Below are 20,928 nucleotides of genomic sequence, written 5' to 3'. Positions count from 1 at the left end.
AGGCCACCAGCAACCGCGAGGCCCGGGCCAGAGCCGACACACGCCGACGCACATCGGTGGGCAATGCCAAGGGATCGTCGAGGTCGGTGAGGACCTTCCCCGGCTCCTCATAGAACGCTTCGACACCCTGCATGAGGGCCACCTCTGCCACCTCCGTCTGTCTTCGGGTCCACGGGCGAAACCGACCGTTGAGAAAAACGTAAATCAGGAGAAAGCAGACAGGGCAGAGGCTTCACGTGACCTTAGGTGCCAGCTAAGGAAGTCTTAAGGTACAGAGCAAGTGCACGTGCATCCGCCTCTCGACGTGGTTTTTCCGGTCAGGAAAAGTCGCTTTTCCGATCACGAGGACACGTGACCGGTCCACCGGTTCCCGGGGCATCGAGGTCGGCTGTGGCGGTCGGGCTCGGCGATGGGCCGCCGGCGGACGAAGAGGGGCGTCCGCAGACGAAAAGGACACGCGTGGTGGGAGGGCCGGGCGGGTCCGCGTTCATGCGCGGGAAGCGCGTTCCCGTGCGGGCGGCGCACACGTCCCCGGCTCCCTCCTCCAACGCACGGACCCTCCCGCCGCTCCGGCCTGCCAACGACCCGCTCCCGGGCCCGCGGACGGCCCGTGAAACCCAGGGCCGAAGGCCGGACCGGCGGACCGCATACGACCATTTCCCGGTCTTTCCAGCCCGCCCGGAAAACAACCCCGACATCACCGGAGATCAGCACTCCCCGAAGAAGTCCGGAGCCCCCGAAAGCCTTCTCGAAAGCCCTGTGGAAAACCGCCCCGCGAAAACCCGCGTCTATAAAGTGAGGGACATGACGGAGCACGCGCAAGAGCGCACACGCGCACCGGCCGGGATCACCCCGGTCGATGCGGCGATGACCGCCGCCGTGGACACCCTCACCCGGGCCTTCTCCGAACCGGTGCCGGCGGGGCACGAAGCAGAGCTGTTGGACCAGGTCACCCGGGTGTGGCAGCACATCGACACCATGATCGCGGCCATGCTCGTCCCCCTGGCCCGAGCAGCAGCCGACGGCACCCTGGACGAGGCGTGCGGATATCGCACCCTCAAAGAGTGGATGGTGCACGCCTTCGGGATCAGCGCCTCCCGGGCCACCGACCTACAGAACCTGGTCATGGCCTTCCACCACGACCGCCTGCCCGCCACCCACCGCGCCTTCCACACCGGGGCCCTGTCCCTGGGAGAGGCGGTGGCCGTGGTCAAGGCCACCGACAAGGCCGTTCAAGCGCTGGAGTGCGCCACCTTCCCCGACGACACCGAGCCGATCTCGGCCGGGCAGATGCGCCAGATGATGGAGACGGGCATCCTCACCGCCCGGGAGAACGACAACGGCGCGCTCTCGGTGGCCCAGATCGGCCGGTTCGCCACCCGTCTACAGGCCCGCCTGCTGCCCGACGTCGTGGAGACCGACCACGCCCGAGCCCACGCCCAACGCGGTGCCCGCCTGGACATCACCCCCCGTGGAGCGTTCCTGCTCCAGGTCTGGGGATCGGCCGCCGACGGCGCCCTGATACAGGCGTGCCTGGACTCCTACACCCCTCCCCCGGATCCGGAGACCTCCCCCCACGACACCGGCGGAGCGGATTCGCGACCGCGACGGTTGTACGAGGCGTTCACCACCGCCATCGAGGTCGCCCACACCCACCACACCTGCACGGACCCGGGCACCCCGGTGGTACGGCTGAAGATCACCGTCCCCGATGTCGTGCTGGCCGGGGACACCACCGCCGGGGCCCCGGTCACCGACACCGGCCAGGTCCTGCCCGTCTCGGTCCTGCGCGAATGGCTGACCCGAGCGGTGATCAGGCCCCTGTTCACCAACACCGACGGCGTGGTCACCCACGTGGGAGAGAACCGGAGACTGGCCTCCCCCGGGCTACGGGCGGCCGCGTTCGCGAATCACACCACCTGCGCTTGGCCCCACGGGTGCGACCGGCCCCTGCGCTGGTGCCAGGCCGACCACATCACGGAGTTCTTCCAGGGCGGTCCCACCCGCGCCGACAACCTCCAGCCCTTGTGCTCGACCCACAACCGCATCAAGCACCGCCGCGCTCTGGAAACGGACCGACACCGCTACTGGTCCGGACGGCCCACCAGGCGTCCATCCGGGCCAGGCCCGACGGTGTCCGGGCCCCTCATTCCCACTCCCCGACGAGAACCCTCAATTCCTCCCGGTCGGCGGGCAGACCGAGCCTCCGCAGCAGAGCGGCGAACGCCGTGACCTGTGCGCCCTTCCATGGCAGGACGCCGTCTGCGAGTGCCCGCAGGTATTCCCGTTGGGCACCGGTGAGGTTTTCGGGAAGCCCATCCGGGAACGCGGCCTCCAGCATCGGCCCCAGATCGGCGTCGGCCGTGGAAGCCGAGGTGCACGGCGTCAACCCACGGAACACGGGAAGCATCCGCTCCGCGTCATCCGGTGTGCCCCGGAGCGCGGCCTCGCGTAGGAGGGTGGACCGCACAGTCCCGTAGCGGTCGAAGAACGAGGGCCGGTCTTCGAACCACGTGTCGGCCTCCTCCGGATCGCGCAGGGCCGACAGTAGCTCGGTGAGTGCCGCCGGGTTCTCACGTTGGCCGGGGGCGAGCGCGGCGCAGGCACGGATCGCCGGGTCGGTATGGGCGAGGAACTCGGTGGTGTCCCCGTCGGATTCCCCCAGTGCCAGGACGATGACCGCGCCCTCGTCTCGGGTCTCGGCCATGTCCGCGGCACCGGAGAGGTCGAGGTCCAGGCCGCCCAGGCGGGCGATGGCGGCGGCCGCCTCCACCGCCCGGCGACGGGTGGCCGCGTCGGGGTGGGTGAGATGGGGGCGCACCGCCGTGTACAGCTCCGGAGCCGCCTCGCGCATGGCGACCCCCACCTCGTGGTACATGAGGGAGTCGATGGATTCGTCCTCCCAGATGTCGATGGCCTCATCCTCGTCGTCGGAACCCATCGCGGTGTACACCCGGTCGCGTTCGGTCGTGTCGAGCAGTGGAGGCACGGGCGTCTCCAGATACCCGATGGTGCCTTCTACGGCGTCGCGCAGGAAGGCGAGCAGGCGGACCCGCAGAGACGGAGAGGATCCGCCGTCCGTCGCGTCGGTATCGGGAGCCGCTGTGTCGAGCCCCGGCCGGTCGAGAACGCCCGCGACGAATCGGGCGGCCGGAACAGTGGCCGAGTAGACACTGCCCTGATGGATCACCGCGGAGTAGAGGTGGTCCAGGGCCGAGGCGTGATCCCGAGGGTCGTCGGAGAGCAGGAGTGCCAGATGTCCGGGCACGTCGGTGCCCAGACCATAGGCGTGAAAGGTCCGCTTCCAGTCGGTGGCGGTGAGTACGTCGGTTCCGGTGCTCATGCGTGGATCGTGACAGCGCCCACCGACGTTTTCCGGTACCGGGTCCGAATCCCGGGCCCGGGACCCTCGACCGCCCACCGCATCGCACACCCCTCCCCAGGCGCGCGGTGGCACCGGTCTCGACGCCGTTCCCGTCCCTTGTCGGCCCACGGACCGGGATCGGCCACGGCGTTCGTCCGGGCCGATCGGGGCACTCCCCGAAGACCCTCGTCATCGAGCCGTTGGTGGGCGGAATGAGGATGCCGGTGAGACGTCCTCCCCCGGCCCCGGGGGCGGACGTCCTTTCGATCAGGAGGCCCCATCGACGGACGGTCCGGTCCGGAACGTCGGCGCCGGCACGGGCATCGTCGACCCTGTGACGGGTCGGGGCCGGCGTTCGCGTCACGAACACCGGCCCCGCCGGGATCGCGGGTGTTACAGGGCCACACCCAGCAGGGTGTCCACGACGGTGCGGGCCAGCGCGGGGGCATCGGCGTCGGTACCGCCCTCGGTGAGGGCGGTATCCGCCCAGGCGTCCACGGCGGCCAGCGCGGCGGGCGCGTCCAGGTCCTCGGCGAGGGCGGAGCGCACGGCGGCCAGCAACGGGGCGGCGTCAGGGGCCCTGCCCAGGGCGAACGCGGCACGCCAGCGTTCGACGCGGGCGCAGGCCACCGGGAGGTGGTCGTCGGTCCACTCCCAGGCGGTGCGGTAGTGGTGGCTGAGCATGGCCAGCCTGATGACGGCCGGTTCCACACCCTGTTCGCGCAGCTTGGACACGAACACGAGGTTGCCCAGCGACTTGGACATCTTCTCGCCGTTCAGGCCGACCATGCCCACGTGCAGGTGGTTGTCGGCGTTGGGGCCACCGGTGACGCAGCGGGTCTCGGCCGCCCCCATCTCGTGGTGGGGGAAGATCAGGTCGTTGCCGCCGCCGTTGAGGGCGAAGCGCGGGCCGAGCCGGTCCAGGGCGATGGCGCTGCACTCGATGTGCCAGCCGGGGCGGCCCCGTCCCAGCGGGCTGTCCCAGGCGGGTTCGCCCGGGCGTTCGGCGCGCCACAGCAGCCAGTCGAGCGGGTCCTTCTTGCCGGGACGGTCGGGGTCGCCACCGCGCTGCCGGAACAGGGAGAGCATTTCGTCACGGTCGAGGTGGCCGATCTCCCCGAAGTTCTGAGCCTCGGCGACGGAGAAGTAGAGGTCGCCGTCGAGGTCATAGGTGGCGCCGGTGGCGCGGATCCGGGCGGCCAGGTCACTGATGAGGTCGACGGACTCGACGACGCCGACGTAGGAGGCCGGGGGGATGATGCGCAGGGCGGCCATGTCGTCGCGGAAGACGTCGATCTCGCGGTGGGCGAGATCGCGCCAATCGACCCCGATGGCATGGGCCCGTTCCAGGAGCGGGTCGTCGATGTCGGTGGTGTTCTGTACGTAGTTCACGTCGCGTCCGGCGTCCCGCCAGACCCGATTGACCAGGTCGAAGGTCAGGTAGGTGAAGGCGTGGCCGAGGTGGGCGGCGTCGTAGGGGGTGATGCCGCAGGCGTACATCCCCGCCCGGGGCCCGGGGGTGGTCTCCTTTATCCGATCGGTGGCCGTGTCGTGGAGCCGAAGGGGACCGCCGGTACCGGGCAAGGGGACGATGTCAGGCGCAGACCATGAACGCATAACCGGAAGACTATCCGGACACGCGGTCGGCAAACGCCCAGGGAGGGGCGGTGTACGCGGTGATGATCGCCCCACGGGCGACCGGGAGGTCGAGGCCGCTCATCGGGGTGCGGCGAGGTTGTCGCGGTGTCCGCTCGCGATGAGCAGGGCCGCCAGGACCGCGGCTGCGCCGCAGACCGCCGCGAGGAGTTCGTTGCCCTGCCTCCAGTGCATCAGCGCGCCGCAAACGGAGACCACGTAGAAGAGCCAGTAGGCCCCGGTCTCCATGAGAACGCCGTTGCGTCCCTCCATCCCACTCCCCCTGCCGTGCGCACCGGGCGCGTACGACGGTGTGGACACCGTCTCTGACAGAGACGCTCCGGTCACTCTGGGGGTTGTCACGGAGGGGCAACCGGGATCGTGACAGTCGTCATGGATACGGAGAACCCCGAAAGCGCCTCGACCGTATCCGTGGCCACCGAGGCGCATGGGCCGGGAACAGTGGAAAGGGCCGCGCACACTTCAGGTGTCCGGAACCGACTGCGATCCCTCTGGCCCCTGCGGAGGTCCTCATCCCTTGGTCGGCTCCGGGCAGGCGACCGCGCGGGTGTCGCGATGCGGAGGGTCCACCGCCCGGCCGACGCCCTTCGAGGGTCCGCGGTCCGGGTGATCCGGGTCCGGGGCGGCCGGGTGCGGCCGGCCCCGTCCTCTCGGGTCGGGATCGGGTGCCCGCCCGGAGAGAGCCTTTCCCGAGCGGGCGGCACCCGGTCAGGGCAGGGCCGCGGCCTCCAGTTCCAGAAGGTCGAGGTCCTCGGTCGCGCGTGCCAGGGCGGGGTCGTCGGGGGAAGCGAGTTCGGTGAGGTCGGCCCGCACCGCGCGCAGTCGACGGCGGGCGGAGCGCAGGCCGGAGGGGTCGGTCAGGGGCCGGGCGACCAGGGGTCCCGTTCCCGAGACGGTCCCTTCGGAGGTGCGCAGATCCCACTCCCAGTCGGTGGCCCCGGTCTCGCGTCGGGCGTTGTCGAGGACCCCGACGGAGGCGTCGTGGTCGAGGCGGACCCAGCGGCCCACGAGGTCTGCGGGTTCGACGGGACGCCGGTAGGGCTGTTCGGAGGCGGGAATAGCGCTCATCTGCGGTCCTTCCATAGGCGGACGGCTGACTCGGACGTGCGATGCACCTGTTGTGCGAATTGACGCAGTATCCGGGTTTTCGGTTCACCCTCAACACGTTCGCGTCAGTCGCCTATGACGCGGTTTCGGAATCCTTTCGGCACTTTTCAGGGCGACTGTCGCCACGGGTTCTCTACCGCTTCCCCGGAGCGCCCTCCCCAAACTTGGAGGCATTAATTGGTTAGGCCAACCTAACTTCATTCGGGCGCCCTCGCGGCGCACGGCTCCCACCCCATCCCGGGAAGAGAGACCCGTGAGGATCCGCGCCCCGAGTGCCACCCGATGATCCGCGTCCGTGTCGTCCGCACCGCGCGGACCGGCCCGAGCTTCGTCACCGTCGGCGGCGAGGAGCTCGTGGACTTCGCGTTCCCGAGCCTGGATCAGCGCGTCGGGCTGTTCCTGGCGCGTGAGGGGGCGGGGGCTGCGCGTCCCCATCGCCGCGCACAACGGCTGGACCGCGCAGTACCACCTGATGCCCATCGCCGAGCGGCCGCACGTCCGCAACCACACCGCCCGCCGGTTCGACACCGAGCGCCTGGAACCGGACATCGAGTTCGCGGTGCACGGCGACGCGGGTCCCGCACCGGCCTGGGCCTTGGGCGCAAGGGAGGGTGACGAACTCGGCCTGTTCACCGAGGGGCCCTACCACCTCCCGCCCGGGGGGCCGACCGGCAACTGTCGGTGGGCGACGAGAGCGCGGTCCCGGCGTTGTCGTCGATCGTCGAGCAGGCCCCGGAGGATCCGCGAGCGGAGGTGTTGGAGGTGCCCGAGTCCGCCGACGTGCCCGAGGTCGGGCGTTCGCCGGGGTGAACCCGCACTGGCCGCCGCGCGACGGAGGCGGGGAACGAGAAATGAGGCCTGAGTGACGTGAGGGACGAAAAAGGCCTTCCACCCCTGTCACGTGCGTGGGGGCCATGGGACGGCGAACAGACCGGGAACGCGGACCGAAAGAGATCGGGCCTCACCTCTTGCCCAGCCTGACTGAACGGACATAAAGTAACGAAACGATTCAGTGGGTCACCAGACGACTGCTCTCGGTCGTCACGATCGCGTCCGTCATTCCGGCGGCGCGACCGCTCCGTCCGTCCCCCGCCCACGGGCGGGATCTCCCCCGGAGTACACCCATGCGCACCGAACATCGATTCCGCACACCCCTGTCCCTGGCCGCCGCCGTCGCCGCGCTGGCCCTCCTGGTGCCCGGCACCTCCTCGGCCGCCCCCGCGCCCGCCGAGGCCGAAGCCGCCGCCCAGGCCACGCTGGTCTGGTCCGACGAGTTCAACGGTCCTTCTGGGAGCGCTCCCTCTGCCGCCAACTGGAACCACGAGACCGGCGATCACGGCTGGGGCAACAACGAACTCCAGAACTACACGAACAGCCGGGCCAACTCCGCGCTGGACGGCAACGGCAACCTGGTCATCACCGCGCGCCGGGAGGCCGACGGCTCCTACACCTCGGCCCGCATGACCACCCAGAACAAGGTCCAGCCCCAGTACGGGCGGGTCGAGGCCCGCATCAAGATCCCCCGGGGCCAGGGCATCTGGCCGGCGTTCTGGATGCTGGGCTCCGGTTTCCCCGACACTCCGTGGCCGAACTCCGGCGAGATCGACATCATGGAGAACATCGGCCGCGAACCCCACATGGTGCACGGCAGCCTCCACGGGCCCGGCTACTCCGGTGGCAACCCGCTCACCGGCTCCTACATGCACCCGCAGGGATGGTCGTTCGCCGATGACTTCCACACCTTCGCCGTCGACTGGCGACCCGGCTCCGTCACCTGGTCGGTGAACGGCAACGCCTACCAGACCTACACCTCCGCCGACACCCGCGGGAACCCGTGGGTGTACGACCAGCCGTTCTTCATGATCCTCAACGTGGCGGTCGGCGGGAACTGGCCCGGCTACCCGGACGGAAGCACGCAGTTCCCCCAGCAGATGGTCGTGGACTACGTCCGGGTGTACTCACTGGACGGTTCCGGCGGCGGCGGAACGGGCACCATCACCGCCTCCAACGGGATCTGCCTCGACGTCGCCGGCGCCCAGACCGGCGACGGCACCCCCATCCAGCTGGCGAACTGCAACGGCAACCAGGCCCAGCAGTGGACGGTCGGCTCCGACGGCACGGTCCGGGCCCTCGGCAAGTGCCTGGACGTCGCGGGCGGCGCGACCGGCGCGGGCACCCGCGTCCAGTTGTGGACCTGCAACGGGACCGGCGCCCAGCGGTGGACCCACGTGAGCGGTTCCCAGGCACTGCGCAACCCGCAGTCGGGACGTTGTCTGCAACCGGTCGGACGGACGCAGAGCGACGGGACCCGCACCGAGATCGCGAACTGCGACGGCAGCGCCGTCCAACGCTGGAACCTGCCCTGACGACCTGATCCGTCGGCCCGCGCACCGGCCCGCCCAGGTGCGCACGTGTCGACACGGATCCACTGAATCCGCCCGCCCGCCGGTCCCCCGGCGGGCGGTGTGCGTTCGGGCCGGGAACCGTCGTGGGCGGGCGAGGAGGCGGGCGCACCGGACGGCGGAACCCGGGAGGCCTTCGGGGTGAGGGGGGAGGTCCGTCGGCACCCGAGTCCACCGGGACAGGTCCGTCTCGAACCCGGCCGTGATGTCGCCATCGACGCCGGCCACCGGCTCGGAAACGATCGCCGGGATCGGCCCGCCCCTTCTCACGGCCACAGAGGGCGGGCCGCGCCCTGCGCTCCCCCGTTCCACGACCCGCGTGGCGATGACCACCCGGGCGGCCGTGACCCGGCGAGTCCGACATCACACGACGGGGACGGTGGTTACCGGGAAGTAGAAACCCCTCCGCGCCGGTTGTGGAGGTGTCCCCGGGCGATGGAGCCCGAGCGCGGGGCCGTACACGGTCCCCGACCACCCCCAGGTCCACTCCGCAGCCGTCTTGAGAGGCTCTCCCATGCCTTTGGCCCTGCTCGCGCTCGCCGTGGGCGCCTTCGCCCTCGGAACCACCGAATTCGTCATCATGGGCCTGCTCCCGGAGGTCGCCGAGGGGCTGGGCGTGAGCATCTCCTCCGCCGGGTACCTCATCTCCGCCTACGCCCTCGGGGTCGTCGTCGGCGCCCCGCTGCTCACCGCGATGGCCACTCGGCTGCCGCGCAAGCACGTCCTCATCCTCTTCATGGGCCTGTTCGCCGTGGGCAACCTGGCCACGGTCCTGGCGCCCACCTACGAGACCGTGTTCGTCTCCCGGGTGGTGGCCGGCCTGCCGCACGGCGCGTTCTTCGGCGCGGGCGCGTTGGCCGCCGCCCAGATGGCGGGGCCCGCCCGTCAGGGCCGCGCCGTGGCCCGCATGTTCCTGGGGCTGACCGTCGCCAACATCATCGGCGTCCCCGTGGGCACCCTGCTCGGTCAGGAACTGGGATGGCGGGCCGCCTTCCTGGTGGTCACCGTGATCGCGGTGCTGGCCATGGCGGGCATCGCCGTGTTCGTGCCCCGGCTGGCGCGCACCGGCAGCGGCCGGTTGATGCCGGAGGTGCGGGCGCTCGGGAACACCCAGGTGCTGCTCGGGCTGCTGGCGGCGGTGTTCGGGTTCGCCGGGGTGTTCGCCGTGTACAGCTACATCGCGCCGATGATGACCGAACTCGCCGGGTTGGGCGATCGGGGCGTGACGGTCGTACTGGCGCTGTTCGGCATCGGTATGACCCTGGGTTCGCTGATCGTCGGCCCCCTGGCCGACCGGGCCCTGCGGCCCACCATCTACATCGCACTCGGTTCGCTGGCGGTGGTGCTGGCCCTGTTCACGCTCACCGTGCACAACCCGTGGACCGCGATGGCGTCGGTGGTGGTGCTGGGCGCGGTCGGGTTCGGGGTGACCACCCCGTTGCAGCTGCTGGTGATGAACAAGGCGGGCGCCGCGCCGACCCTGGCGTCGGCGGCCAACCACTCGGCGTTCAACCTGGCCAACGCGGGCGGGGCCTGGCTGGGCGGGGTGGGCATCTCCGCCGGGCTCGGACTGGCCTCCCCGGCCGCGATCGGGGCCGTCCTGGCGGTGGCCGGGCTGGGGGTCGCGGTGACCGCCGGATTCCTGGACCGCGACCGCGCGACGGCGACCTCCGTCCGGGAGACCAGCGGGGTCGCCTGACCGGGTTCACAGGCGGATCGCCGCACCCATCCGGGCGATCGCCTCGCGCAACCGCGCCGGTCCCTGTCCCGCGTAGGCGATGACCAGTCCGGGCGGGCCGGGGACGGTGCGGTGCCGCGACAGCGGCTGCACCGCCACCCCGACCCGTTCGGCGCGGGCGGCCGCCTCCCGGTCGTCGAGGTCGGGGGGCAGCAGCACCAGCAGATGGAGCCCGGCGGCCACCCCGAGGACCGGACAGCCGGGCAGGTGTTCGCGCACCGCGGCCACGGCGGCGTCCCGCCGGACCCGGTGGCGGGACCGCATGGTGCGCAGGTGGCGGGCGATCGTCCCGTCGCGCAGCAGCGCGGCCAGCGCCAGTTGCGGAAGGGACGGCGAACCCAGGTCCACGGCCCATCTCGCCTCCACGACCTCTTCCAGCAGGTGGGCGGGCGGGACCAGCCAGCCGGAGCGCAACGCGGGGGCCAGGGTCTTGGACAGGCTGGAGGTGTAGGCGACCCGGCTCGGGTCCAGACCGTGCAGGGCGGACACCGGGGAGCGGTCGTAGCGGTACTCGGCGTCGTAGTCGTCCTCGATGACCAGGCCGTCGCGTTCGCGCGCCCAGTCCACGAGGGCGCGACGGCGCTCCGGGGACAGCACCACCCCGGTCGGGAACTGGTGGGCCGGAGTCACCAGGACGACGCGGGCGCCGGTCGCCGCCAGCGCCGCGGTGTCGATGCCGTCGGCGTCCACCCGGACGGGGACGGTGGAGCGCGTCCAATGGTCCAGGATCGCGCGGTTGCCGTCCGCGCCGGGATCCTCCCGGGCGATCGTCGTCCGTCCCCGGTTCCGTAGGACCCGCGCCAGGATGCTCAGGGCGCCGGTGACACCGGCGGTGATCACGATCCGCTCCGGTGCGGCGCGCACACCCCGCGAGCGCGCCAGCCACGCCGAGAGTTCGGCGCGCAACTCCGGGGTCCCCTGCGGCGGGGCGTACCCGAGTGACCGGGTGTCCGCGCCGGACAGCACCTCGCGTTCGGCCCGCAGCCAGGCGGCGCGGGGGAAGGCGGCCAGGTCGGGGATGCCGGTGGCCAGGTCGATGACGTCACCGTCGAACACCGTCGGCTCCCAGACCCCGGAGGCCGGGGCCGGGGCGGGGGACCTCACCGGCCGGGCCGCCACCACGGTGCCCGCGCCCCGGGCGGCGCTGAGCAGGCCCTGCTCGGTCAGCCGCTGATAGGCCTCGACGACGGTGCCGCGGGCCAGCCCGAGTTCCGCGGCGAACGCCCGGGTGGGCGGCAGCCGGGTACCGACGGGGAGGACGTCCCCGGCGATCGCCGAGCGCAGCGCGTCGACGAGCCACTCCGTCCGCCCGCCCCGGGGGATGTCGCTCGGGTCGAGTTGCAGGAAGTCCGAACCTCGCACCATCGTTCCCCCTTGGTCCAATTGGAACGCACATGTTTGGCCCTGTGCATGGGACCATAACGGGTCCACGGTGGAGGACGTGCAGAAAACCTCTCCTCTGGAAACCCGTACGTCGACCCTGTGGGGGCTGTGGCCCGCCTTGGGCGGCATGGCACTGATGGGCAGCAGTGTCGCCGTGATCGGCGCGACCGCCGACCTGCCCGCGTTCGTCGTCCAGGCCGCCCGCTACGCGGTGGCGGCGATCGCGATCATCGTCCTGGCCCGTCTGCTCGGCCGACATCTGCCGCTCCCCCGAGGGCGCGACGTGCTCTGGGTGGTGGCGGGGGCGTTGTCCGGCCTGGTCGGGTTCAACCTGGTGTTGATCGTGGGGACCGCGCACGCCGAACCGGCGGTGCTCGCCGCCGCGGTGGCGTGCATCCCCATCGTGCTGTCGGTGGCGGGCCCGCTCACCCGGGGACGGCGGCCGTCGGGGCAGGTCGTGGCGGGCGCGCTGGTGGTGAGCGCGGGGGCGGTCGCCGTGACCGGTTGGGGGCACGCCGACTCCCTGGGGATCCTGCTGGCGTTGTCGCTCATCGTCTTGGAGGCGGGGTTCACCCTGTTCGGCGCGCCGGCGCTGGCCCGGATGGGCGCGTGGGGGTACACGGCGGCCACGACGGTGACGGCGGCGGTGATCTTCGGCGTGCTGTCCCTGTGGGCGGGCCCCACCGCGTGGGGCGTCCTCTCCGACCCGGCCGCCCTGGGCGCGGTGGTCTATCTGGGGGCGATCGCGACGGCGCTGTCGTTCGTGTTGTGGTTCACCGGTGTGAACCGGGTCGGCGCGGGCGCCGCCAGTCTCGCCGCGGGCGTGGCCGCACCGACGGCGGCGCTGGTCGCGACCGCCTTGGGCGCCCCGATGCCCTCGGTCGGCACGTGGATCGGCATGGCGGTCATCGGTGCGGGCCTCGTGATCGGCTTCGCCCCGCGCCCCCGTCGCCCCCGCACCGACCGAGGCTCCGTCCTCGCATCGCGATGACCATCGCGGGCGGTGACGGCGCGGTCGTGTCGGTATCGTCCCGGGTCATTTCGCCCTTCACCCGCGCACCCGCCTGTTTCACGCGCGCGGCCGTATCCCCGCGTTCCCTTCCCGGTACGGGCGAGGACGGGCGTGGACGTCGCCGCGCCACGGGACCACGCCTCCGATCGAGGGACATGGGGGCCTTCCGGTCGGGACGCTCCAGCACCGTGTTCGTTCTCCCGACACCGAGCGGATGCGCCGGCTCATCGGGAGCCGCCGACCGCAGCGGGGTACCGGAGCCGTCGCGCGACCGACCGCACGACCCGGAGGAGGGCGCGGAGCCGCCCGGGGGTCGCAGGACCTCCGGCCCGAGAGGCCCGGACCGCCGGTCGGCGGCTCTCCGGCGAGCACCGACACGTGGGACCCGATCTCGGATCCTCCTCCGCGTGGCGTCTCCGGCCGGCCCGACCCGAGGGCGATCGCCGGCCGGAGGCGCATGAGGTGGACCGCCGTGGGCCCGGGGCACCTGTCTCTAGCTGCGGATATTGATGTCCACGCAGGCGTAGAAGGCGTTGGCGGTGTCGGCGATGTTCCACCGGGCCAGCAGCTTGTGCCGACCGCTGTAGCCGGACAGGTCCACGGTGTGGGTGAAGGTCCACGGCGGGCGGGCACCGTTGTCGTTGAAAACGGCGACCCGCCGGCCGCCGATGAAGTACTCCCAGGTGGAGGTGGAGTGGGCCGCGGTGATGGTCCACGTGAAGGCCTGGACGCGGCCGACGTCGGTCACCCGCCAGCCTCGGCCGTCGTCGTTCAGCTCGGAGAAGCGGCCGACGCCGCCGTCGCATCGCATGAGGCCCTTGGGCCCCTCGACGCTCTGCGGCTCCCACCGGATGCCGCCGCACTGGACGATGCCGGCGGCGCACTGGGCCTGGCGGCTCATGGGGTTGGAGATGTAGCCGTGGGCGTTGGCGACGCCGGCGGGCATGAGGCCGAGGAAGAGGGCGGTGGCGGCGGCCAGCGCCGCGGCGGCGCGGAAACGGTGCTTCTTACGGGGGATGTCGGACGTGCGGAGCGGCATGTGCGGGGTCCTTCGGTCATGGATCGCGTCCCGGGACCGTGAAGGCCGGGTGGAAGATCCGTCGGGGGAGTCTCGAACCGGGATCCCGGTTCGAGGCGAAGGTGAGCGCTCGGGGGTTCGGAGCCACCGGGAGCCGGTGCGCGAAGCCCCTGTGCATGAAGGATTTCCCGTGGGAAGGCCGGGTAACCGGCCCGTGACGAACAGTCGGACCGCCTGGTGGCGACGTGTGCGCCGATCGGACCGGACCACTCACAGGACCGGTGGGCGACGCCCGGGGAGCGGTACGGGTGGGGCTGCGGAACCCCGGGGAACGCGAACTGGGAGAACCCGGGCCCGTGGCGGAGGTGGTTCGCCCGGGTGAGGGGTGGACCAATCCCGGCGTTGCCCGGGGTGGTCATCAGACCTCACCGGGAGGTCACTGTTTCCTTCCCCGGTCGCGGAACCCCCGCCCGTCCCCGACCAGGGATGACTTGAGCCCCTCTTGGTACACCGGGTCCTACAATCCAGGGAGGATTCCCTCACCGGGACCGCCCGACCGGCGGCCCCTCCCTCCGAAGGGGAGCGCCTGCATGTCCACGGGTGAAGAAGATCGGCTCCGGGGGGACGGCCCGACCGCCCCGGACGCCCCTTACGGGTGTCCACCGCTGGAGGAGGACGAACCCGACGTCCGTCTGTCCCGTCGCGATCCGCTCTTCCCGCACGAACTCCTGGAGGGCTGGCGGCATCCGGACGGCGAGTGGCACTGGCGTTACCACGCCGAATTGGGCGAACGTTCGTTCACCATCCGGATGACGGCCGAAGCGGACGTGCCGGTGGAGGAGATGGCGGAGCGGATACGGGGGGTGGCCGTGCTCGGTGAGACGTCGTGACACCGTGATCCCTCGTCGTACCCCGCCGCGTCGACCGAGGCGACGCGCAGGGCCCGGCCCTTGTGCACCCGACCGTGGCGGGGTCCGCGCCGCCCGCCCGGCCGACACCCGTCCCGCACAGGAAGGCAGCGCCCATGACCCGACGCTCTCCGGTACCTCTGGCACTCGAAGTGGTCGACTACCTGCCCAACCCGCACGCCCCTGCGGCACTGTTCGAGACCTCGGACTCCGTGACCTGGTACCTCCAACTCGGGGCGTACACGCATGAGACCGCCCGGTCGGCGGCCAAGACCATGTCGGACGAGGTGCTCGCGGCCCTGCTCATGGGTTTCGGCCTGGACATCCCCTGCGACGTGGCCCGCCGTGATCCCGTCGGCTCCCTGGGCCCGCTGGCGGGGGCCATCGTCACGGCGAAACTGATCCCGCCCTCCCTCCGCAGGCGGAGTGGGAAAAGGGCGAAGGAGGACGGTGACGGGTCCGCTCCCCGGTCCGAGGAGGGCGTTCCACGGCCGCCGACGTCACGGCTCGTCCACGTCGATGACCGGTACGGACACGGCTGAGACGCGAGCGTCCGGGGGCGCCGGACGACCTGTCGGTTCCGGGCGCCGACGTCTGCCGTCCCACTCCGACCGACACGGGTGCGGGTGCTCACCCCGGTCGGGGAGCGGATCCGTCCCCCGGTCACGGGAGGGCCCGGGGCGGAACACCGGTCGGGGTTCCTCGCGTCGTCGGCGGGGCGGCGACCCGTGTTCGACGGCGCTCTCGGTCCTGTCCGCCTCCGACCCCACCGCGTCCTCCCACTCGACGTGGCGTTCGTTGTACCGCGCCCCAGGAGGCGTTTCCAGGGCGTGGGCGATTCCAGGGGTCCCCGTGACCGAAGCGCCCCGCTCGGGCCGGCCGAGCCCTCTCGTGCCGAAGCCGGAGAAGGATCGGCGCAGAAGTCGCAAGCTTCGCACACGGCCCTGAAAAGTCATCACAGGGGGCTCCGAGCGGCGGCTCGTCGCGCAGAGCCCTCTACCGCGGCCCCCGAAACCCCGTCACCCAGGACACCGACGACAACGCCTGGGGCGGCGTTTCCCCGCGCGCGCGGGGCTCACCGGTGCTCGCGCGGTCGTCCGTCCCCGATACCGGACATCTCCGCTCACACGGGGATGGTCGGTGGCCGCGCTTGGTCAAGGTTGGGCCGGCTTTGGTTCATCAGGGGCCGTGTCCGGCGCTCTGAGCGGCACGGACACGGAAAAGCTGTCTCCCGGACGAGCACCCACGGCCCAGAGGGGCCCGTGTGCCCGGCGCCGTTCCCGAATGCGGCGCCAGGACCCGGACAAGCGGCCGGGGAACGGCTCGCGAGGGTGCACCGAGCTCAGGAGGACACGATGTCGTCACGCGCCACACACCTCACCGCGGCAGCGGTGGCAGGAATCGCACTGGCGGTGCTCGCGCCGGTGGGCGCACACGCGGACAGCACGGTGAGGAAGGACCTGGTCGCCGCCAAGAGGGCCACGGCGAAGTACCAGGACGAGGCCCGGGCGATCGCCGACGGCTACATACCGAGCGACGAGTGCGTGGAGAGCCCGGAAGGCGTGATGGGCTACCACTACGTCAACCCGTACCTGATCGACCGCGAACTGGACCCGCGCACCCCCGAGGTGTTGGTCTACCAGCCCGACGGCTACGGCGGCCGCAAACTCGTCGCGCTGGAGTACTTCTACGTCGACGCGGACCAGGACGTGGAGACCGACGACGACCGCCCCTACCTCTTCGGCCGGCCGTTCGACGGGCCCGACGAGGGCCCGGCGCCGGGCCTGCCGGTCAACTACACGCTGCACGTGTGGCTCTGGCAGCACAACCCGAGCGGCCTGTTCAGCCCGTGGAACCCGGCGGGGTCCTGCGAGGTGTGATCACCGGCGTGAAGGTCTGAAGGCCGTGGCCCCGGAGCGTGTGCTCCGGGGCCACGGCCTCGTTCGGGAAGGAGAACGTCCTCACGATCGCCCCCTCACCACGTGCGCGGGGTCATCCGGATCCGGCTCCATGACCCGACCCGTTCAAAGAACGGTGCCTGGCTGTACCGCCCTGCGTCGGGTCGCCGTCCAGCTTGCGCCGTTCCCGGCGGTCGGGGTGGCGGATGGCTACTCCCGCCATGCCGCCGGACCCGGTGAGTCGGATCAGCGGAGTTCCCGGAAGCCGGTCGGGAGTGGTCTGGTCCGTCAGGTCGCCAACGCCGGGATCCATGCCCCTGGTGTCTGCGGCCCAGCCCTCGGGGATGACGATCGTGACACCCGATGTCTCCTCGTACGCCTCCACTGAGACCTCCCTGAGGCGGCACTCAACCCGGGTGAAGTCGATCTTCACACCCCCCACGCCTCCGTGAGCGATCACGTGCCCGGGAACCTCCCAACGCCCGGGGCCTCAAGACGCGCCGTACAGGCCGCCCTTGAGCACCAGTGGGGTGGGACCGCTCATCTCGGGTCGGTTCCATCCCCGCGTGCGCGGGGCTCACGTTCCCACTGAACCCGGAAAGAACGGACCCCGCGTTCCATCCCCGCGTGCGCGGGGCTCACGCTTGATGACCTGCAACAACACGAGTCGTTATCTCCGCGTTATCCATGTTCGGGAGAAGCCGTTCGCCGCCCCCGATCACTGTTGCACGAGTGGCGGCACCCTCTCAACGCCCGTGCCGGGTCCGCACCGGTGTCTCCCCCGAGGGCGGCGGAACCTTGGGGCACCCCGGGTCAATGGACGTCGGTGTCCACCATGGTCCAGGTGTCGGGGTCGGCGGGGGTGGCGGTGAAGGCGTAACGGACCGTGTCACGACCCACGGCCAGCAGAGTGATCGACCCGGTCGCCCAGATCCGCCCCTCGCCGAGGTCGGCGTGGGCGATGAGACCGCCGGGGTCGCCGGCGTCGTCCAGCCCCGCCGAACGCGGGCGGGCGTGGGCGGCCTCGGTGATCAGCCGCAGCCAGTCACCCCAGATCTCCTCGGGTGTGCGCGCCCCGGTCGGGTCGGGATCGGGGCGGGCGTTCGCGAACGCCGGGGTGTGGCGCGTCGCCCGCGGGTCGGCGGGGTCCAGACCGGTGTTGACGATGACGCTCACCCCCGTCGGGATGGGCCGGGTGTCCATGCACCGCCCGTCCCAGCTGTACAGGGTGGCGTGGTGGGCGTCGGCGTCCAGCAGGTGGAAAGGTGCGTACAGGGTGGGGTCCTCGCCGTGCAACGGGTCTCGGACGGGGTGGGCCAGGGCCCGCAGCGGCAGTTCGCCCCGGCTGGCCGGGTAGGTGCCCTCCCAGGGCATCCGTCCGTCCCAGGGCCAGCCGTTGAGGAGGGCGGCGACGCGGGCGCGGCGCGGGTCGACGGCCAGCCAGGTACCGCCGGCGAGCCGGTCACGGCCGCCGATGAGGCCGGGGCGGTCGGGCCAGTGGTGGCCGGGGCCGTCCCAGGGACGCGCACGCATCTCGTCCCGGATGGCGGCGATGACCAGGGGTGTGTCGGCGTCGGGGTCGAATCCGACGATGACGGTGCACATGTGGACCTCTACCTATCCGTCTCTCCCGGTCCCCGCGGTGGGACGTCTCAGGAAGTGGGAACACGGTACCCGGACTCGTCCGGGACGTACACCGCTGCTCCCGGGTGCGGGGTGGTGCGGGTCCCTTCCCCGGTCGTGGTGGTGTCCCCACCCGGTTCCGGGGGGCGCTCGCGCCCGCGACCGGTCAGCGGGATCTTCTACGCTTGTGTCCCTCCTTACTCTTGAGGCGTCCCCCTGGAAGGTCCGTGGGCCGGCCCCCTCCCGGTCCTCCCCTTTCCTGCGGGGAACACCCCTTCATGTCACATCCAGGAGCACGTGTGCCCGAACAACCCGACGGCGGCCTCACCGCCGTACCACCGCACCCGAGCGGACCCAACCGGCCGCCGGAGGAACCGGGCCTGACCCTGTCGGAGGTCGCCGAGCGCGTGGCCGCGGGCCGGACCAACGACGTTCCGGTACGGGCGGGCCGCACCGTCGCACAGATCATCCGGGGCAACGTGTTCACCCGGATCAACGCGATGATCGCGGTGCTGTTCGCGATCATCGCCGTGATCGGCCCCGTCCAGGACGGGCTGTTCGCGATGGTCATCCTCATCAACACCTTGATCGGCATCGTCCAGGAGTTGCGCGCCAAGCGGACCCTGGACCGGCTGGCCATCGTCAACGCGGCCCGGCCCCGGGTGGTGCGCGGCGGCGCGACGGTGCGGGTGGCCTCCCAGGAGATCGTCCTGGACGAGGTCCTGGAGGTGGGGGTGGGCGACCAGATCGTGGTCGACGGCACCGTCACCTGGTCGGGGGCTCTGGAGGTCGACGAGTCCCTGTTGACAGGTGAGGCCGACCCGGTGGTGAAGAAACCCGGGGACGCGGTGATGTCGGGCAGTTTCGTGGTGGCGGGCACCGGGCGGTTCCGCGCCACCAAGGTGGGCAGGCACGCCTACGCGGCGCGGCTGGCCGAGGAGGCGAGCCGGTTCTCGCTGGTGCGCTCGGAGTTGCGTTCGGGCATCAACCGGATCCTCACGTGGATCACCTATGCCCTGTTCCCCATCGGCGCGCTGCTGATCTACAGCCAGTTGTTCATGGGCGGCCATGTGGCGCTGGACGAGGGCGCCCCGGGGGGGCAGATCTCCGGGCCGTTGGCGGACGCGCTGCGCGGCATGGTGGCGGCCCTGGTGTCGATGATCCCCGAGGGACTCATCCTGCTCACCAGCATCGCGTTCGCGGTCGGGGTGATCCGCTTGGGCCGGTACCAGTGCCTGGTGCAGGAGTTGCCCGCGATCGAGGGTCTGGCCCGGGTGGACGTGGTGTGCACCGACAAGACCGGCACGCTGACCGAGGCCGGCATGAAGATGTCGGAGATCCGCGACCTGGGCGGCGGTTCCGGGTCCGGGCCCTCCCCCACCGAGGTGCTGGCGGCGTTGGCGGCGCACGACCCCGACCCCAACGCGAGCATGGCGGCGATCGCCCAGGGCGTCGAGGCGGGCGGCCACCGGGCACCGGAGTGGACGCCCATTGCGCAGGCGGCGTTCTCGTCGGCCCGCAAGTGGAGCGGCATGGGCTTTCGCACCCCCGAGGGTGACGTGAACTGGGTGCTGGGCGCGGCCGACGTTCTCGCGCCCGCCCATCCGGCGGCGGCCGAGGCGGCCCGGCTCGGTTCCCAAGGGCTACGGGTCCTGCTGCTGGCGCGGTCCACGCTCCGGCCGGACGACCCGGCGGCGCCCGGTGAGGTGAGGCCGGTGGCGTTGGTGGTGCTGGATCAGAAGGTCCGCGCGGACGCGAAGCCGACCCTGGACTACTTCGCCGACCAGGGGGTGGACGTCAAGATCGTGTCGGGCGACCACGCGGCCTCGGTCGGGGCGGTGGGCCGGGAGCTGGGGCTGGCGGGCGCCGAGCGACCGTTGGACGCCCGGGACCTGCCCGAGGCCTCCGAGGAACTGGGGCGCCGGGTGGACGGGCATTCGGCGTTCGGTCGGGTCACCCCCGAGCGCAAGCGCGACATGGTCCGGGGGTTGCGCGATCGCGGGCACACGGTGGCGATGACCGGCGACGGCGTCAACGACGTGCTGGCGCTCAAGGAGGCCGACATCGGTGTGGCGATGGGCTCGGGGAGTCCGGCGTCGCGATCGGTGGCGCAGTTGGTGTTGCTGGACGACCGGTTCGCGGTGCTGCCCCGGGTGGTGGCCGAGGGACGTCGGGTGATCGGCAACATCGAACGGGTGGCGAGCCTGTTCCTGACCAAGACCGTGTACACGATGGTGCTGGCCACGATCGTCGGCCTGTTGGCGGTGTCGTACCCGTTCTTCCCCCGGCACGCGACGCTGATCAACGCGGTCACGTTCGGGATCCCGTCGTTCTTCCTGGCGTTGGCCCCCAACACCGACATCGCCCGGCCGGGGTTCGTGGCGCGGACGCTGCGGTTGGCGGTGCCCTCGGGCATGGTGGCGGGGTTCGCGGCGGTGACCACCTACCTGTTGGTGCTGGGCGGGCGAACGGTGCCCGACCCGGCGGACCGGACGGCGGTGGTGATCACCCTGTGCACGACCACCCTGTGGGTGCTGTTGCTGGTGGCGAAACCGTACGTGTGGTGGAAGGTCGTACTGGTGGGGTCCATGGTGGGGTTGTTGACCCTGGCGATGGTGACCCCGGCGGGGCGGTGGTTCTTCGACCTGGACGTGAGCGACCCGACCAAAGTGCTGACGGGTCTGGCGGTGGCGGGCGTGGCGATCGCCGTCATCACGGTGATCCGGGTGGTGGACGATCGGGCGATCGCCCGGTCGGAGGCCCGTGCCGCCGAGGAGGCCGCCAGGGAGGACGCCCCGGCCCCGGTCTGACGGGCGACG

General features: G+C 71.5%; 17 protein-coding genes and 2 pseudogenes. 11 read left to right on the top strand and 8 right to left on the bottom strand.

The genetic code is table 11. The annotated features are described in order from the left end of the window. Positions 1 to 804 precede the first annotated feature (804 nt). Positions 805 to 2,232, top strand: coding sequence for an HNH endonuclease signature motif containing protein (locus PWG71_RS19870; RefSeq protein ID WP_274811403.1), 1,428 nt, complete (start codon positions 805 to 807; stop codon positions 2,230 to 2,232). Here the strand turns inward: PWG71_RS19870 and PWG71_RS19865 are convergent. The 4 genes from PWG71_RS19865 to PWG71_RS19850 all read right to left on the bottom strand — a co-directional run bounded on the left by PWG71_RS19865 (position 2,147) and on the right by PWG71_RS19850 (position 6,088). Continuing rightward, positions 2,147 to 3,343: a hypothetical protein gene (locus PWG71_RS19865; protein ID WP_274811402.1), complete on the bottom strand. Its 1,197-nt coding sequence runs from the start codon at positions 3,341 to 3,343 to the stop codon at positions 2,147 to 2,149. The two genes, PWG71_RS19870 and PWG71_RS19865, sit on opposite strands and share 86 nt — an antisense overlap. 414 nt (positions 3,344 to 3,757) lie before the next feature. After that, a complete protein-coding gene (mshC, locus tag PWG71_RS19860) occupies positions 3,758 to 4,981 on the bottom strand; it encodes a cysteine--1-D-myo-inosityl 2-amino-2-deoxy-alpha-D-glucopyranoside ligase (protein ID WP_274811401.1) in 1,224 nt (407 codons plus the stop codon). Between the two features lie 99 nt (positions 4,982 to 5,080). Then, positions 5,081 to 5,272, bottom strand: coding sequence for a hypothetical protein (locus PWG71_RS19855; protein WP_274811400.1), 192 nt, complete (start codon positions 5,270 to 5,272; stop codon positions 5,081 to 5,083). Between the two features lie 456 nt (positions 5,273 to 5,728). Next, positions 5,729 to 6,088 carry a hypothetical protein gene (locus tag PWG71_RS19850; protein WP_274811399.1) on the bottom strand — a complete coding sequence of 120 codons (360 nt, stop codon included), beginning with the start codon at positions 6,086 to 6,088 and terminating at the stop codon, positions 5,729 to 5,731. Positions 6,089 to 6,422: 334 nt separating this feature from the next. Between PWG71_RS19850 and PWG71_RS28845 the strand changes: the two are divergent. From PWG71_RS28845 to PWG71_RS19830, 5 genes and pseudogenes are all read left to right on the top strand, one after another. Further along, positions 6,423 to 6,746: pseudogene (locus PWG71_RS28845) on the top strand (siderophore-interacting protein); the annotation flags it as partial. 56 nt (positions 6,747 to 6,802) lie between these two features. Further along, complete coding sequence (locus tag PWG71_RS19840; RefSeq protein WP_274811415.1) at positions 6,803 to 6,937, top strand: SIP domain-containing protein; 135 nt, start codon at positions 6,803 to 6,805, stop codon at positions 6,935 to 6,937. Between the two features lie 314 nt (positions 6,938 to 7,251). Next, positions 7,252 to 8,091, top strand: a pseudogene (locus tag PWG71_RS19835) (glycoside hydrolase family 16 protein); the annotation flags it as partial. After that, positions 8,065 to 8,493 (top strand): ricin-type beta-trefoil lectin domain protein, encoded by a 429-nt coding sequence (locus PWG71_RS28840; protein WP_446725060.1) that lies wholly within the window; start codon positions 8,065 to 8,067, stop codon positions 8,491 to 8,493. The pseudogene PWG71_RS19835 and the gene PWG71_RS28840, both read left to right, overlap by 27 nt. A gap of 550 nt (positions 8,494 to 9,043) precedes the next feature. Further along, positions 9,044 to 10,228 carry an MFS transporter gene (locus tag PWG71_RS19830; protein ID WP_274811397.1) on the top strand — a complete coding sequence of 395 codons (1,185 nt, stop codon included), beginning with the start codon at positions 9,044 to 9,046 and terminating at the stop codon, positions 10,226 to 10,228. A 6-nt stretch (positions 10,229 to 10,234) separates the two neighbouring features. Here the strand turns inward: PWG71_RS19830 and pdxR are convergent, their stop codons facing one another. Continuing rightward, the gene (gene pdxR / locus PWG71_RS19825) at positions 10,235 to 11,632 is read right to left on the bottom strand and encodes a MocR-like pyridoxine biosynthesis transcription factor PdxR (RefSeq protein WP_274811396.1); all 1,398 of its coding nucleotides are present in this window, start codon (positions 11,630 to 11,632) and stop codon (positions 10,235 to 10,237) included. A 76-nt stretch (positions 11,633 to 11,708) separates the two neighbouring features. On the opposite strand from pdxR, the gene PWG71_RS19820 reads away from it, so the two are divergent. After that, complete coding sequence (locus tag PWG71_RS19820; protein WP_274811395.1) at positions 11,709 to 12,641, top strand: DMT family transporter; 933 nt, start codon at positions 11,709 to 11,711, stop codon at positions 12,639 to 12,641. A 514-nt stretch (positions 12,642 to 13,155) separates the two neighbouring features. Here PWG71_RS19820 and PWG71_RS19815 read toward each other — a convergent pair. Next, a complete protein-coding gene (locus PWG71_RS19815) occupies positions 13,156 to 13,701 on the bottom strand; it encodes a lytic polysaccharide monooxygenase auxiliary activity family 9 protein (protein ID WP_274811394.1) in 546 nt (181 codons plus the stop codon). A gap of 569 nt (positions 13,702 to 14,270) precedes the next feature. Between PWG71_RS19815 and PWG71_RS19810 the strand changes: the two genes are divergently transcribed. The 3 genes from PWG71_RS19810 to PWG71_RS19800 all read left to right on the top strand — a co-directional run bounded on the left by PWG71_RS19810 (position 14,271) and on the right by PWG71_RS19800 (position 16,468). Further along, a complete protein-coding gene (locus PWG71_RS19810; RefSeq protein ID WP_274811393.1) occupies positions 14,271 to 14,570 on the top strand; it encodes a hypothetical protein in 300 nt (99 codons plus the stop codon). A gap of 134 nt (positions 14,571 to 14,704) precedes the next feature. Further along, positions 14,705 to 15,130, top strand: coding sequence for a hypothetical protein (locus PWG71_RS19805; RefSeq protein ID WP_274811392.1), 426 nt, complete (start codon positions 14,705 to 14,707; stop codon positions 15,128 to 15,130). An 849-nt stretch (positions 15,131 to 15,979) separates the two neighbouring features. Continuing rightward, on the top strand, positions 15,980 to 16,468 hold the full coding sequence (locus tag PWG71_RS19800; RefSeq protein ID WP_274811391.1) for a hypothetical protein: 489 nt from the start codon (positions 15,980 to 15,982) through the stop codon (positions 16,466 to 16,468). Positions 16,469 to 16,580: 112 nt separating this feature from the next. Here the strand turns inward: PWG71_RS19800 and PWG71_RS19795 are convergent, their stop codons facing one another. Both PWG71_RS19795 and PWG71_RS19790 read right to left on the bottom strand, forming a co-directional pair. After that, positions 16,581 to 16,919, bottom strand: coding sequence for a hypothetical protein (locus tag PWG71_RS19795; RefSeq protein WP_274811390.1), 339 nt, complete (start codon positions 16,917 to 16,919; stop codon positions 16,581 to 16,583). Positions 16,920 to 17,299: 380 nt separating this feature from the next. Then, positions 17,300 to 18,091: an NRDE family protein gene (locus PWG71_RS19790; protein WP_274811389.1), complete on the bottom strand. Its 792-nt coding sequence runs from the start codon at positions 18,089 to 18,091 to the stop codon at positions 17,300 to 17,302. A 317-nt stretch (positions 18,092 to 18,408) separates the two neighbouring features. On the opposite strand from PWG71_RS19790, the gene PWG71_RS19785 reads away from it, so the two are divergent. Next, the gene (locus PWG71_RS19785; protein ID WP_446725059.1) at positions 18,409 to 20,919 is read left to right on the top strand and encodes an HAD-IC family P-type ATPase; all 2,511 of its coding nucleotides are present in this window, start codon (positions 18,409 to 18,411) and stop codon (positions 20,917 to 20,919) included. Positions 20,920 to 20,928 lie beyond the last annotated feature (9 nt).

Source organism: Nocardiopsis sp. N85 (genome assembly GCF_028882275.1).
Classification (GTDB): domain Bacteria; phylum Actinomycetota; class Actinomycetes; order Streptosporangiales; family Streptosporangiaceae; genus Nocardiopsis; species Nocardiopsis lambiniae.
This window is presented reverse-complemented; position numbering and strand designations above follow the sequence as displayed.